The following is a 12,499-nucleotide window of genomic DNA, read 5'->3' as shown; positions in this document are numbered from 1 at the left end:
CAGGAGCAAGACCATGAGAGTCCAGGCCTCAGTCAAGCGGCTCTGCCGCAACTGCAAGATCATCCGCCGCAAGGGTGTGGTTCGCGTCATTTGCAGCGATCCGCGGCACAAGCAACGCCAGGGTTGATCTACTCGACCGCAGGCATTAGAATTTAACGTTTTTCGTTTCGGGGTATACGGATGGCCCGTATTGCTGGGGTAAACATTCCCAATCACAAGCATGCCGAGATCGCGCTGACCGCCATCTATGGGATCGGCCGTTCGCGTGCTCAGAAGATTTGCGACGCTGCCGGCATCGTTCGCTCGGTGAAGATCAAGGATCTCACCGAGTCCGACATGGAGAAGCTGCGTGATGAAGTCGCGCGCTTCGTGGTCGAAGGCGACCTGCGTCGTGAAGTCACGATGAACATCAAGCGACTGATGGACCTGGGCTGCTACCGCGGCGTCCGTCACCGTCGTGGCCTGCCGCTTCGCGGTCAGCGCACCCGCACCAATGCCCGTACCCGCAAGGGTCCGCGCAAGCCGATCGCCGGCAAGAAGTAATAGGATCCGATAATGGCTAAGACTGGAACCAAGGTTCGCAAGAAGGTCAAGAAGAACGTCGCCGAAGGTATCGCGCACGTTCACGCGAGCTTCAACAACACCATCATCACCATCACCGACCGCCAGGGCAACGCCCTGTCGTGGGCGACTTCGGGTGGCGCCGGCTTCAAGGGTTCGCGCAAGAGCACGCCGTTTGCCGCGCAGGTTGCGGCCGAAGCTGCGGGCAAGGTGGCGCAGGAATGTGGCATCAAGAATCTCGAGGTTCGCATCAAGGGCCCCGGCCCGGGCCGCGAATCCTCGGTTCGTGCGCTCAATGCGCTGGGGATCAAGATTTCCAGCATCACGGACATCACCCCCATTCCGCACAACGGCTGCCGTCCGCCGAAAAAGCGCCGTATCTGACAAGGAGTTGATAAGTGGCTCGTAATCTCGATCCCAAGTGCCGTCAGTGCCGTCGCGAAGGCGAAAAGCTGTTTCTGAAGGGCGAAAAGTGCTTTACCGACAAGTGCTCCATCGAGCGTCGCGCCTACGCGCCCGGCCAGCATGGCCAGCGCTCCGGCCAGCGCCTGTCGGGCTACGGCGTCCAGCTGCGTGAGAAGCAGAAGATCCGCCGCATCTACGGCGTGCTCGAGCGCCAGTTCCGCAAGGTGTATGCCGAAGCCGACCGCCGCCGCGGCCAGACCGGCGAGAATCTTCTGCAGCTGCTCGAAGGTCGCCTGGATGCCGTCGCGTATCGCATGGGCTTCGGTGCCTCGCGTGCAGAGGCGCGCCAGGTGGTGCGTCACAACGGCGTGCTGGTCAATGGCAAGCGCGTCAACATTCCGTCGTATGTGGTTCGTCCGGGCGACGTGGTGGAGCTGACCGAGCGTGCGCGTGGTCATCTGCGCGTCAAGGCCGCCCTCGAGGCCGCCGAGTCGCGTGGCTTCCCCGAGTGGCTCGAGGTGGACGCGAAGGCCGGCAAGGGCACGTTCAAGGCCTATCCGGTGCGCAGCGAACTGCCCCCGACGATCAACGAAGGCCTGGTCGTGGAACTGTACTCCCGCTGAGCGGGGGGCTGATCCTCTTCTAGTTCCGAGGAAATGCTGATGCAAAGCAATGCACTGCTGAAACCGCGCATCATCGACGTCCAGAGCACCTCGCCCGTTCAGGCGCGGGTGACGATGGAGCCGTTCGAGCGCGGTTTCGGTCACACGCTGGGGAATGCGCTTCGGCGCATCCTCCTGTCGTCGCTTCCCGGCCATGCGCCGACCGAAGTGACGATCGAAGGGGTGCTTCACGAGTACTCCACGCTCGACGGCGTCCGCGAGGACATCGTCGATCTGCTGCTCAACTTGAAGGGCGTGGTGTTCAAGCTCAACGGGCGCAGCGAGGTCACCGTCCGTCTCGCCAAGGCAGGCGAGGGTGTGGTGACTGCGGCCGACATCGAGGTCGGTCACGACGTCGAGATCATCAATCCCGACCACGTGATCGCCCACCTCGCGCCGGGCGGCAAGCTCGACATGCAGATCAAGGTCGAGGAAGGCCGCGGCTACGTGCCGGGCAATTCGCGTCCCGAGAACGCGGAGAGCAAGTCCATCGGTCGCGTCGTGCTCGATGCCTCCTTCGGTCCCGTGCGTCGCGTCAGCTACCTTGTCGAGAGCGCTCGCGTCGAGCAGCGTACCGACCTGGATCGCCTGATCATCGACATCGAGACCAACGGTGCGGTCGACCCGGAAGAGGCGATTCGCTACGCCGCCCGGGTTCTCATGGACCAGCTTTCCGTGTTCGCCGACCTCGAGGGGACGGCACCGGAGCGCGTCGAGGCGGCTTCGCCGACCATCGACCCGGTGCTGCTGCGCCCGGTCGACGATCTGGAGCTCACGGTGCGCTCGGCCAACTGCCTGAAGGCCGAGAACATCTACTACATCGGCGACCTGATCCAGCGTACCGAGACCGAGCTGCTGAAGACCCCGAACCTGGGCCGCAAGTCGCTCAACGAGATCAAGGAAGTGTTGGCCTCCCGCGGGCTGACGCTTGGCATGAAACTGGAAAACTGGCCGCCGGCCGGGCTTGAAAAGCTCGGTTGAGTCGCCGGGCAAGTGAGGAATTGAAATGCGTCACCGTAATGGTCTTCGCAAGCTGAACCGTACCAGCAGCCACCGCCAGGCGATGTTCCGCAACATGGCCAACTCGCTGCTGCGTCATGAGCTGATCAAGACGACCCTTCCGAAGGCGAAGGAACTTCGCCGCGTGGTCGAGCCGATGATCACCCTGGGCAAGAAGCCCAGCCTCTCCAACCGCCGCCTGGCCTTCAACCGCCTGCGCGATCGCGACATGGTCGTCAAGCTCTTCGACGAGCTGGGTCCGCGCTACGCCACCCGCAACGGCGGCTACCTGCGCATCCTGAAGTGTGGGTTCCGCGATGGCGACAACGCCCCGATGGCCTACGTCGAGTTGCTCGACCGTCCGGACGTCGAAGCGGTGGAAGTCGAGGAAGCCGAGGCCGCGTGAAACGCGCGACTCGTATGAAGAACCGGGCTCAGGCCCGGTTTTTTTTCGCCTGTGCGTGCTAGGGTCGAGCGCAGCGCGCCCGCGGGCGGACAGGACAGGAGGATGGAACGATGGCAGTGACCTTGGTGACCGGCGGTGCGGGCTACATCGGCTCGCATACCTGCGTCGAGTTGCTCGGCGCCGGGCAGGACGTGGTGGTGGTGGACGACCTCTCCAACGCGTCCTTCGAGGCGGTGCGGCGGATCGAAGAGCTCGGAGGCAAGCCGCTGACCGGCTTCGTGGAGGGCGACGTGCGGGACCATGGCGTGCTCGCGCGGGTCTTCGGCGAGCACGAGGTGGCGGCGGTGATCCACTTTGCCGCCAAGAAGGCCGTGGGCGAGTCGGTGTCCCAACCGCTGGCCTATTACGACAACAACCTGCATGGACTGCTGTCGGTGCTGCAGGCCATGGACGCAGCGGGATGCCGGCGCATGGTGTTCAGTTCGTCGGCGACGGTGTATGGCGACCCGGCCTCGGTGCCGATCCGCGAGGATTTCCCGACTACGGCGACCAATCCTTACGGCTGGACCAAGCTCATGGGCGAGCAGATCCTGCGTGATCTCGCCGCCTCGGATCCACGCTGGAACGTGGTGCTGCTGCGTTACTTCAACCCTGTCGGGGCACACGCGAGCGGTCGGATCGGCGAGGATCCCGACGGCCTGCCCAACAACCTGATGCCTTTCGTCAGTCAGGTCGCGGTCGGCCGCCTGCCGCGCTTGCGCGTTTTCGGCGACGACTACGCGACGCCGGACGGAACCGGGGTGCGCGACTACATCCACGTGGTCGACCTGGCGCTCGGCCATTTGCGCGCGCTCGAGCGCATCGACGAACTCCCCGGCGTGACGACGCTCAACCTCGGCACCGGGCGCGGCTACAGCGTGCTGGAGATGGTGCGCGCCTTCGAGGCGGCGAGCGGGCGACCGGTCCCCTACGACATCGTCGCGCGCCGTCCGGGCGATATCGCCGCGTGCTGGGCGGACCCTGCGCGCGCCGAGCAGGTGCTCGGCTGGAAGGCGCAACGCGACCTGCAGGCGATGTGCGTGGATGCGTGGCGCTGGCAGAGCGGCAACCCGCAGGGCTACGAAGCCGGTTGAGTAAGTCGCGGCGCACCGCTCGGGCGCCGCAAAGGGGCGCGGAAGCCCGGTGGGGTGGATCGGCCGGGGCTCAGCCCCCGAGCACCCTGCGCAGGTGCAGGCCGGTATGACTCGCCGGATGCGCGGCGACCTCTTCGGGCGTGCCGCAGCACACCACCATGCCGCCACCGCCGCCGCCCTCCGGGCCCATGTCGATCAGCCAGTCGGCGGTCTTGATCACGTCGAGATTGTGCTCGATCACGATGATCGTGTTGCCGTGCGCGCGCAAGCGCTGCAGCACCGCGATCAGCATCTCGATATCCTGGAAATGCAGGCCGGTGGTCGGCTCGTCGAGGATGTACAGGGTGCGCCCGGTATCGCGGCGCGACAGCTCGAGCGCGAGCTTGACGCGCTGCGCCTCGCCGCCCGACAGGGTGGTGGCGCTCTGGCCGAGGCGGATGTAGCCCAGGCCGACGTCCATCAGCGTCTCCAGTTTGCGCGCCACGTTCGGCACCGCGGAGAAGAAACCCAGGGCCTGCTCGACGGTCATCCCCAGCACCTCGTCGATCGTCCGCCCCTTGTAGCGGATCTCGAGGGTCTCGCGGTTGTAGCGGCGACCGTGGCAGACGTCGCAGGGCACGTACATGTCGGGCAGGAAGTGCATCTCCACCCTGACCAGGCCGTCGCCCTGGCAGGCCTCGCAACGCCCGCCGCGCACGTTGAACGAGAAGCGCCCCGGACTGTAGCCGCGCGCGCGGGCCTCGGGCACGCCGGCGAAGAGCTCGCGGATCGGGGTCAGCAGGCCGGTGTAGGTCGCCGGGTTGGAGCGTGGGGTGCGCCCGATCGGCGACTGATCGACGTCGATCAGCTTGTCGAAGTGCTGCAGGCCCTCGATCGCATCGTGTGGCGCGGGCTCGGTGGCGGCACCGTTGAGCCGGTGGGCCACGACGCGTGCCAGGGTGTCGTTGATCAGCGTCGACTTTCCCGAGCCCGACACCCCGGTGATGCAGGTGAGGAGCCCCACCGGCAGCGACACCTCCACCGTCTTCAGGTTGTTGCCGCGCGCGCCGACGATGCGCAGCTGGCGCTCCGGGTGGGGGCGCGTGCGCTGCGCCGGGATTGCAATGCTGCGCCGGCCGGAGAGGTAGTCGCCCGTGACCGAACGCGGCGAGGCGATGACCTCGTCCGGCGTGCCGTGCGCCACCACCTCGCCACCGTGCTCGCCCGCGCCCGGGCCCATGTCCACCAGATAGTCGGCGCTGCGCATGGCGTCCTCGTCGTGTTCGACCACGATCACCGTGTTGCCGAGGTCGCGCAGGCGCGCGAGCGTGGCCAGCAGGCGGTCGTTGTCGCGCTGGTGCAGGCCGATCGAAGGCTCGTCGAGGACGTACATCACCCCGGTCAGACCCGAGCCGATCTGGCTCGCCAGGCGGATGCGCTGCGCTTCGCCGCCCGAGAGGGTGTCGGCGGAGCGGTCGAGCGAGAGGTAGTCGAGGCCCACGTCGATCAGGAAGCCGAGGCGGTCGGCGATCTCGCGCACGATGCGCTCGGCCACCTGGGCGCGCGCGCCGGCGAGTTGCAGCGTGGCGAAGAAAGTGCGGCACTCGCCGAGCGGCATGTGGCCGACCTCGTGCAGCGCCCGCCCGCCGACGAGCACGTGGCGCGCCTCGCTGCGCAGGCGGGTGCCGTGGCAAGCGGGGCAGGGGCGGGTGGCGCGGTACTTCGACAGCTCCTCTCGCACCGCGACCGCGTCGGTCTCGCGCAGGCGGCGCTCCAGGTTGGGGAGGATGCCCTCGAAGGGATGCTCCTTGAGCACCATGCGGCCGTTGTCGGCCATGTAGCGAAAGGCGATCTTCGTCCGCCCCGATCCATCGAGCACGATCTCGCGCACGCGCGCCGGCAGATCCTGCCAGGGCGTCTCGATGTCGAAGGCGTAGTGCGCCGCGAGGCTCGCCAGCATCTGGAAATAGAACTGGTTGCGCCGGTCCCAGCCGCGGATCGCGCCCGAGGCCAGCGACAGCTCGGGATGGACCACGACGCGTGCGGGATCGAAGAACTCGACCTCGCCCAGCCCGTCGCACTTCGGGCAGGCGCCCGCCGGGTTGTTGAAGGAGAACAGGCGCGGCTCGAGCTCGGCGAGCGCGAAGGCGCACACCGGGCAGGCGAAGCGCGCGGAGAACAGGTGTGCGCGACCCGAGTCCATCTCCACCGCGAGCGCGCGCCCGTCGGCGTGGGTCAGCGCGGTCTCGAAGGACTCCGCGAGGCGGCCGCGCAGATCGGTGCGCACCTTGACGCGGTCGATCACGACCTCGACGTCGTGGCGGCGCCCCTTCTCGAGCGGGGGCAGGGCGTCGAGCTCCATCACCTCGCCGTCGACGCGCACGCGCACGAAACCCTGCGCGCGCAGATCGGCGAACAGGTCGCCCTGCTCGCCCTTGCGCCCGGCCACCACCGGGGCGAGGATCATCAGCTTCGTGTCCTCGGGCAGTGCCAGCACGTGGTCCACCATCTGCGCCACGCTCTGCGCCTCGAGCGCGTGCTGCGGATGGTCGGGGCAGTGCGGCGTGCCGGCACGCGCGTAGAGCAGGCGCAGGTAATCGTGGATCTCGGTGACCGTGCCGACGGTGGAGCGCGGGTTGTGGCTGGTCGCCTTCTGCTCGATCGCGATCGCCGGCGACAAGCCCTCGATCAGATCGACGTCGGGCTTTTCCATCAGCTGCAGGAACTGGCGGGCGTAGGCCGACAGCGACTCGACGTAGCGGCGCTGGCCCTCGGCGTAGAGGGTGTCGAAGGCGAGCGAGGACTTGCCCGAGCCCGACAGGCCGGTGATCACGGTCAGCCGGTTGCGCGGCAGGTCGAGGCTGACGTTCCTGAGGTTGTGGGTGCGGGCACCGCGGATGCGGATCTGGTCCATGGCTGCGAGCAGGGAAAGGCGAACTGCCCAATATACGCCGGGAAGCCGCCGCAAGGCCAAGGCGGTCCGCGCAGCGCGGGGCGGGATGGTAGAATCGCGGTCTTTCTCGAAGCCGGTTCCTCCGTATGTCCGTTCCCGCACGCGACCCCATGACGCGCGAAGAACGCCGCGCCGGCATGGGCCTGGCGGCGATCTTCGCGCTGCGCATGCTCGGCCTGTTCCTGATCCTGCCGGTGTTCGCGGTGCACGCCGCCACCATCCCCGGGGGCGGCGACCTCACCTTGGTGGGCCTGGCGATCGGCGCCTACGGCCTCACCCAGGCCTGCCTGCAGATCGCCTACGGCGCCGCCTCCGACCGCTTCGGCCGCAAGCCGGTGATCGTCTTCGGCCTGGTGCTGTTCGTGCTCGGCAGCGTGGTCGCGGCGCTCGCCGACGGCATCCACATGATCATCGTCGGCCGCGTGCTGCAGGGTGCGGGGGCGATCTCCGCCGCGGTCACCGCGCTCGCCGCCGACCTCACCCGCGACCAGCACCGCACCAAGGTCATGGCGATGATCGGCTCCTCGATCGGCCTGGTGTTCGCGCTCTCGATGGTGGCGGCACCGCTGCTCTACGCCGCCGTCGGCATGGATGGCATCTTCTGGCTCACCGCCGTGCTTGCCGCGGGTGCGATCGGGGTTCTGCTGTGGGCGGTGCCGGTCGCTCCGCCGGTGCCGCGCGCCACCGGCCGGCTCATCGACGTGCTGCGCGACGGCCAGCTCATGCGGCTCAACTTCGGCGTGTTCGCGCTCCACCTCATCCAGACCACGATGTGGGTGATGGTGCCCTCGGCCCTGGTCTCCGGCGGCGGCCTGCCGGTGCCCGAGCACTGGAAGGTCTACCTGCCGGCGGTGCTGCTGTCCTTCGTGGTCATGGTGCCGGCGGTGATCGTCGCCGAGCGCCACGACAAGCTCAAGCCGGTGTTCAATGCCGCCATCGTCCTGCTCGCCGTCGTGCAGATCGGGCTGTGGCTTTTCGGTGACGGATTGATACCATTGGCATTGTTGCTGACGCTCTTCTTTATCTCCTTCAACGTGCTCGAGGCCACCCAACCGTCGTGGATCTCGCGTATCGCGCCGCCCGGCTCCAAGGGCACGGCGCTGGGCGTCTACAACACCCTGCAGTCGATCGGCCTGTTCCTCGGCGGCGTGCTCGGCGGCTGGCTGGGGCAGACCTTCGGCCCGGCCGCGGTGAGCCTGTCGTGCGCGGCGCTCGCGCTGCTCTGGCTCGCACTGGCGAGCACGATGAATCCCCCGCCGCTGCGCGCGGCTCCGGCCGGCGCGCCGCGCTGAGCCCGGCTTCACCATACTCACCGCCGGCACGCCCGACGCGGCCGGCAAACGCATGCAAAGGAGATCCGGATGGCATCCGTCAATAAAGTGATCCTGATCGGCAACCTCGGCGCCGATCCGGAAAGCCGCTTCGCCCCCTCCGGCGACGCGATCTGCAACATCCGCCTGGCCACCACCGAGACCTGGCGGGACAAGAACACCGGCGAGCGCCGCGAGGCCACCGAATGGCACCGCGTCGCCTTCTTCGGCAAGCTCGCCGAGATCGCCGGCCAGTACCTGCGCAAGGGCAGCCAGGTGTACATCGAGGGCAGCCTGCGCACGCGCAAGTGGCAGGACCAGAGCGGCCAGGACCGCTACACCACCGAGATCCGCGCCGACGAGATGAAGATGCTCGGCCGCCGCGAAGGCGGCGATGCGCCGATGCGCGGCGGCGAGGGCGGTGGCTGGGATGCCGGCGCCCAATCCGCGCCGGCCCGCCAGCCCGCAGCCCCCGCGCAGCGCACGCAGCCGCAGTCGGCGCCGCCGCAGCAGTCGGGCGGCTTCGGCGACTTCGACGACGACATTCCGTTCTGACGGATGCCTGGAGCGCGTCCTGCGCTCCGCCGACTGCCGGGCGGGCGACGCGACGCGTACGCTCGCCCGTTTCACATCGACAGGCGCGGCAGCGAACCGGCCATTCGGGAGGAACAATGAAGGACCTGATCCACTACGGCGACGGCGTGCATGCGATCGACTCCGGCTACGGCCGGCCGCAGCTCGCCGCCATCCACGTGATCGTGCAGGACGGGCGCGCCGCCATCGTCGATAGCGCGAGCAACGCCTCGGTGCCGCGCATCCTCGGTGCGCTCGCCGCGCTCGACATCGCCCCCGAGGCGGTGGACTGGGTGCTGCTGACCCACATCCACCTCGACCACGCCGGCGGTGCCGGCAGCCTGATGTGCGCGCTGCCGCAGGCGAGGCTGCTGGTGCATCCGCGCGGTCTGCGCCACATGATCGACCCGGGCAAGCTGTGGGAGGCCACCTGCGCGGTGTATGGCCCGGAGCGCGCCTTCGACCTGTATGGCCAGCTCGTGCCGGTGCCGGCCGAGCGCATCGTGCCGGCCACCGACGGCCTCGAAATCCATGTAGGCAGCCGCATGCTGCGGGTGTTCGACACCCCGGGCCACGCCCGCCACCACATCTGCATCTGGGACTCGGTCGCGCGTGCCTTCTTCACCGGCGACACCTTCGGCCTGTCTTACCGCGAACTCGACGTGGATGGCCGCGCCTTCGTGGTGCCGACCACCACGCCGACGCAGTTCGACCCCGAGGGCATGCACGCCTCGATCGATCGCATGCTGGCGATGCGGCCGCAGGCGATGTACCTGACGCACTACAGCCGCGTCGGTGAGGTCGATCGCCTCGGTGCCGACCTGCACCGCCTGATCGACACCATGCTCGCGGTGGCTGAGGCCGCGCGCGGCGACGGCGTCGCCCGTCACGTCGAGATCGTCGCCGGGCTGGAGCAGATCTTCCGCGAGGAGGCCGCGCGCCAGAACTGGGCGCTCGGCGAGGAGGAGACGCTCGAGCTGCTGCGCATGGACCTCGAGCTCAACGCCCAGGGCCTGGGGGTGTGGCTGGACAGCCGCCAGACTGGCGCCACCGGTGCCTGAGCCTGCCATGACTTCGGCCACGACCGACCGTGCGCGCCGGTTCGGCGGCATCGACCGTCTTTACGGCGAGGGCGCGGCCGCGCGCCTCGCGGGCGCGCACGCCTGCGTGATCGGCATCGGCGGCGTCGGCTCGTGGGCCGCCGAGGCGCTCGCGCGCAGCGGGGTGGGGCGGCTGACCCTGATCGACCTCGACCATGTCGCCGAATCCAACATCAACCGCCAGGCCCATGCGCTCGAGGACACCCTCGGCATGGCCAAGGTGAGCGCCATGGCGACGCGCATCGCAGGTATCGACCCGGCCTGCCGGGTGGACACGATCGAGGATTTCCTCACCCCGGAGAACGCCGCCGAGTTGCTGCACGGCTTCGATCTGGTGATCGATGCGATCGACAACGTGCGCGCCAAGGTCGCGATCGCGGTGACCTGCAGGGAGCGCCGCATCCCCTTGGTGATGGCGGGTGGGGCCGGCGGCAAGCGCGACCCTGCGCGCATCGGCATGGACGACCTCGCGCGTACGCTGCAGGATCCGCTTCTCGCCAAGGTGCGCGCTCGCCTGCGCAAGGAGCACGGCTTCCCCCGCGACCCGAAGAAGAAATTCGGCATCGAGGCGGTGTTCTCCACCGAACCCTTGCACTTTCCCGCGGTCGATGCCTGCGACGCGGCCCATCCCGGCGCCGCGTCCGCCCCCCAGGGGCTGGCGTGCGCCGGCTACGGCTCGAGCATGGCGGTGACCGCCAGCGTCGGCCTGCTGTGTGCGGCGCGCGCACTCGAACACCTGCTGCGTCAGGCCGATGCGCCTGCGCGCGACGCTACCCCGGAGCCTTCCGCATGAACGCAGCCAATCCGTCCGCTTCCGCCATCGTCCTCTTCGGCCACGGCGCCCGCGACCCCGAGTGGGCCGGGCCGATGCGGCGCATCCGCGATGCGGCGCTCGCCCGTCCGGGGGCGCCGCGCGTCGAACTCGCCTTCCTCGAATTCATGTCCCCGACCCTGCCCGAGGCGATCGCCGCGCTCGCCGCCGAGGGCGCGCACAAAGTGGCCGTGGTGCCGATCTTCCTTGCCCAGGGCGGCCACCTCAAGCGCGATCTGCCGGTGTTGCTGGAGGAGGCGCGCGCCGCCCACCCCGGCTGCGAGATCACCCTCGCGACCGCCGCGGGCGAGGCCGACCCGGTGGTCGCCGCGATGGCCGACTACGCGCTCGGCTGCCTGGGCTGAGGCCCGACCCGACGGCGCGCGCAATCCGCGGCGCTGCCGCGGTGTCGGCGGGATGGTGACTCGCGTCGCTCCTGCCTGCAGTAGTGCCGTCTCTCGCGGTTCTCGAGGGGTATTCCTTGACGGCCTTCAATATAAGAATATACTTATTCTTATGAAGCCGATCATGCTCTCCGTTCCTGCCCGTCTCCTGGCTGTTCTTGTCCTGAGCCTGTTGACCGTCACTTCCGGCGGGGTGCGTGCGGAGCTTCCCACCGTCCGCGTCGAGGCACGCGCGGTCGTCCCCGCGATCGTCGCCGAGGCCACCATCGAGGCCGTGCGCCAGTCCACCCTGGCTGCGCAGATGCCCGGTCGCATCCTCGAGCTCTCCGTGGACGCCGGCGATCGCGTGCGCAGGGGCGCGGTGCTGGCGCGCATCGACCCGGCCGAGGTTGCCGCCGCCGTCGCCGCGGCCGATGCCGGCATTGCCCAGGCCGAGAGCGCGCTCGTCAACGCGCGGGCCGAATACCAGCGCGCGCGCAGCCTGGTCGAGCGCAAGTTCCTCAGCCAGTCGGCGCTCGACAACGCGCGCGCGCAGTTCCAGGCCGCCGAGGCTCAGGTGCGCGCCGCGCGCGCCCAGCGCGAGCAGGCCGCCACCGTGAAGGGCTACACCAGCGTGGTGTCGCCGCTCGACGGCCTCGTCGCCGCGCGCCACATCGAGCCCGGCGAGATGGCACAGCCCGGGCGCAACCTGCTCACCGTGTATGACCCCGCGCAGATGCGCGCCGTGGCCGATCTCGCCCCGCAGCGTCTCGCCGAGCTGGGTGCCGGCCCGCTGCGCGCCAGGGTCGAACTGCCCGCCAGCAGGCGCATCGTCGAGGCGGCCGCGGTCACGGTGCTGCCCGCCGCCGACGCGCGCACCCACACCGTGCGCGTGCGCGTGGACCTGCCGGCCGGCATCGAGGATGTGCTCCCCGGCAGCTTCGCGCGCGTGCATTTCCAGGGCACGGCCGCCGCTGCAAGCACCGCCGGGCCGACCGTGATCCCGGCTGCCGCCGTGCTGCGTCGCGGCGAGCTCACCGCCGTCTACGCCGCCGACGGGCAGGGCGGCTTCACGCTGCGCCAGATCCGTCTCGGCCGCGCGCTCCCCGGCGGCGAGTGGGTCGAGGTGCTCTCCGGTCTCGGCGGGGACGAGACCCTCGCCCTCGACCCGGTGCAGGCCGGCATCCAGGCCCGCGCGGCCGCGCGCTGAGCCGGAAGGCGACC

Annotated in this window: 14 protein-coding genes; 13 read left to right on the top strand and 1 reads right to left on the bottom strand. The window is 69.1% G+C overall.

From position 1 onward, the window contains the following. The first annotated feature begins 13 nt into the window (after positions 1 to 13). From rpmJ to galE, 7 genes are all read left to right on the top strand, one after another. Positions 14 to 127 (top strand): 50S ribosomal protein L36, encoded by a 114-nt coding sequence (gene rpmJ, locus TMZ1T_RS20670; protein ID WP_002931619.1) that lies wholly within the window; start codon positions 14 to 16, stop codon positions 125 to 127. A gap of 53 nt (positions 128 to 180) precedes the next feature. Next, on the top strand, positions 181 to 543 hold the full coding sequence (gene rpsM / locus TMZ1T_RS15980) for a 30S ribosomal protein S13 (protein ID WP_004298460.1): 363 nt from the start codon (positions 181 to 183) through the stop codon (positions 541 to 543). A gap of 12 nt (positions 544 to 555) precedes the next feature. Next, positions 556 to 945, top strand: a complete 390-nt coding sequence (gene rpsK, locus TMZ1T_RS15975; RefSeq protein WP_002931621.1) for a 30S ribosomal protein S11 — start codon at positions 556 to 558, stop codon at positions 943 to 945. 14 nt (positions 946 to 959) lie between these two features. Beyond that, complete coding sequence (rpsD, locus tag TMZ1T_RS15970; RefSeq protein ID WP_004298462.1) at positions 960 to 1,589, top strand: 30S ribosomal protein S4; 630 nt, start codon at positions 960 to 962, stop codon at positions 1,587 to 1,589. Between the two features lie 39 nt (positions 1,590 to 1,628). Further along, entirely contained in the window at positions 1,629 to 2,609 is a 981-nt protein-coding gene (locus TMZ1T_RS15965; RefSeq protein ID WP_004298464.1) for a DNA-directed RNA polymerase subunit alpha, read from the top strand. Positions 2,610 to 2,634: 25 nt separating this feature from the next. After that, entirely contained in the window at positions 2,635 to 3,033 is a 399-nt protein-coding gene (gene rplQ, locus TMZ1T_RS15960; protein ID WP_004298465.1) for a 50S ribosomal protein L17, read from the top strand. 110 nt (positions 3,034 to 3,143) lie between these two features. Further along, positions 3,144 to 4,166 carry a UDP-glucose 4-epimerase GalE gene (galE, locus tag TMZ1T_RS15955; RefSeq protein ID WP_004298467.1) on the top strand — a complete coding sequence of 341 codons (1,023 nt, stop codon included), beginning with the start codon at positions 3,144 to 3,146 and terminating at the stop codon, positions 4,164 to 4,166. A 70-nt stretch (positions 4,167 to 4,236) separates the two neighbouring features. Here the strand turns inward: galE and uvrA are convergent, their stop codons facing one another. Beyond that, positions 4,237 to 7,059 carry an excinuclease ABC subunit UvrA gene (uvrA, locus tag TMZ1T_RS15950; protein ID WP_012585916.1) on the bottom strand — a complete coding sequence of 941 codons (2,823 nt, stop codon included), beginning with the start codon at positions 7,057 to 7,059 and terminating at the stop codon, positions 4,237 to 4,239. A 149-nt stretch (positions 7,060 to 7,208) separates the two neighbouring features. Here uvrA and TMZ1T_RS15945 point away from each other — a divergent pair, with 149 nt between their 5' ends. From TMZ1T_RS15945 to TMZ1T_RS15920, 6 genes are all read left to right on the top strand, one after another. Then, positions 7,209 to 8,390 (top strand): MFS transporter, encoded by a 1,182-nt coding sequence (locus tag TMZ1T_RS15945; protein ID WP_004298472.1) that lies wholly within the window; start codon positions 7,209 to 7,211, stop codon positions 8,388 to 8,390. A 69-nt stretch (positions 8,391 to 8,459) separates the two neighbouring features. Then, a complete protein-coding gene (gene ssb / locus TMZ1T_RS15940; protein WP_012585914.1) occupies positions 8,460 to 8,963 on the top strand; it encodes a single-stranded DNA-binding protein in 504 nt (167 codons plus the stop codon). A gap of 116 nt (positions 8,964 to 9,079) precedes the next feature. Beyond that, a complete protein-coding gene (locus TMZ1T_RS15935) occupies positions 9,080 to 10,042 on the top strand; it encodes an MBL fold metallo-hydrolase (RefSeq protein ID WP_004298475.1) in 963 nt (320 codons plus the stop codon). Positions 10,043 to 10,049: 7 nt separating this feature from the next. Beyond that, positions 10,050 to 10,874, top strand: a complete 825-nt coding sequence (locus TMZ1T_RS15930) for a tRNA threonylcarbamoyladenosine dehydratase (RefSeq protein ID WP_012585913.1) — start codon at positions 10,050 to 10,052, stop codon at positions 10,872 to 10,874. Then, entirely contained in the window at positions 10,871 to 11,257 is a 387-nt protein-coding gene (locus tag TMZ1T_RS15925; protein ID WP_004298480.1) for a sirohydrochlorin chelatase, read from the top strand. The genes TMZ1T_RS15930 and TMZ1T_RS15925 overlap by 4 nt, the downstream gene beginning before the upstream one ends. A gap of 151 nt (positions 11,258 to 11,408) precedes the next feature. Next, entirely contained in the window at positions 11,409 to 12,485 is a 1,077-nt protein-coding gene (locus TMZ1T_RS15920) for an efflux RND transporter periplasmic adaptor subunit (RefSeq protein WP_012585912.1), read from the top strand. Positions 12,486 to 12,499: the final 14 nt, after the last annotated feature.

Source organism: Thauera aminoaromatica, assembly GCF_000021765.1.
GTDB lineage: Bacteria > Pseudomonadota > Gammaproteobacteria > Burkholderiales > Rhodocyclaceae > Thauera > Thauera aminoaromatica.
Note: the sequence above shows the minus strand (reverse complement) of the source record. Positions and strands in the feature narration are given on the sequence as shown.

Coding starts and splice junctions, on each gene's coding strand:
- rpsM (WP_004298460.1), top strand. CDS start 181: ATGGCCCGTATTGCTGGGGTAAACATTCCCAATCACAAGCATGCCGAG.
- rpsK (WP_002931621.1), top strand. CDS start 556: ATGGCTAAGACTGGAACCAAGGTTCGCAAGAAGGTCAAGAAGAACGTC.
- TMZ1T_RS15965 (WP_004298464.1), top strand. CDS start 1,629: ATGCAAAGCAATGCACTGCTGAAACCGCGCATCATCGACGTCCAGAGC.
- galE (WP_004298467.1), top strand. CDS start 3,144: ATGGCAGTGACCTTGGTGACCGGCGGTGCGGGCTACATCGGCTCGCAT.
- uvrA (WP_012585916.1), bottom strand. CDS start 7,059: ATGGACCAGATCCGCATCCGCGGTGCCCGCACCCACAACCTCAGGAAC.
- TMZ1T_RS15945 (WP_004298472.1), top strand. CDS start 7,209: ATGACGCGCGAAGAACGCCGCGCCGGCATGGGCCTGGCGGCGATCTTC.
- TMZ1T_RS15930 (WP_012585913.1), top strand. CDS start 10,050: ATGACTTCGGCCACGACCGACCGTGCGCGCCGGTTCGGCGGCATCGAC.
- rplQ (WP_004298465.1), top strand. CDS start 2,635: ATGCGTCACCGTAATGGTCTTCGCAAGCTGAACCGTACCAGCAGCCAC.
- TMZ1T_RS15925 (WP_004298480.1), top strand. CDS start 10,871: ATGAACGCAGCCAATCCGTCCGCTTCCGCCATCGTCCTCTTCGGCCAC.
- ssb (WP_012585914.1), top strand. CDS start 8,460: ATGGCATCCGTCAATAAAGTGATCCTGATCGGCAACCTCGGCGCCGAT.
- TMZ1T_RS15935 (WP_004298475.1), top strand. CDS start 9,080: ATGAAGGACCTGATCCACTACGGCGACGGCGTGCATGCGATCGACTCC.
- TMZ1T_RS15920 (WP_012585912.1), top strand. CDS start 11,409: ATGAAGCCGATCATGCTCTCCGTTCCTGCCCGTCTCCTGGCTGTTCTT.
- rpmJ (WP_002931619.1), top strand. CDS start 14: ATGAGAGTCCAGGCCTCAGTCAAGCGGCTCTGCCGCAACTGCAAGATC.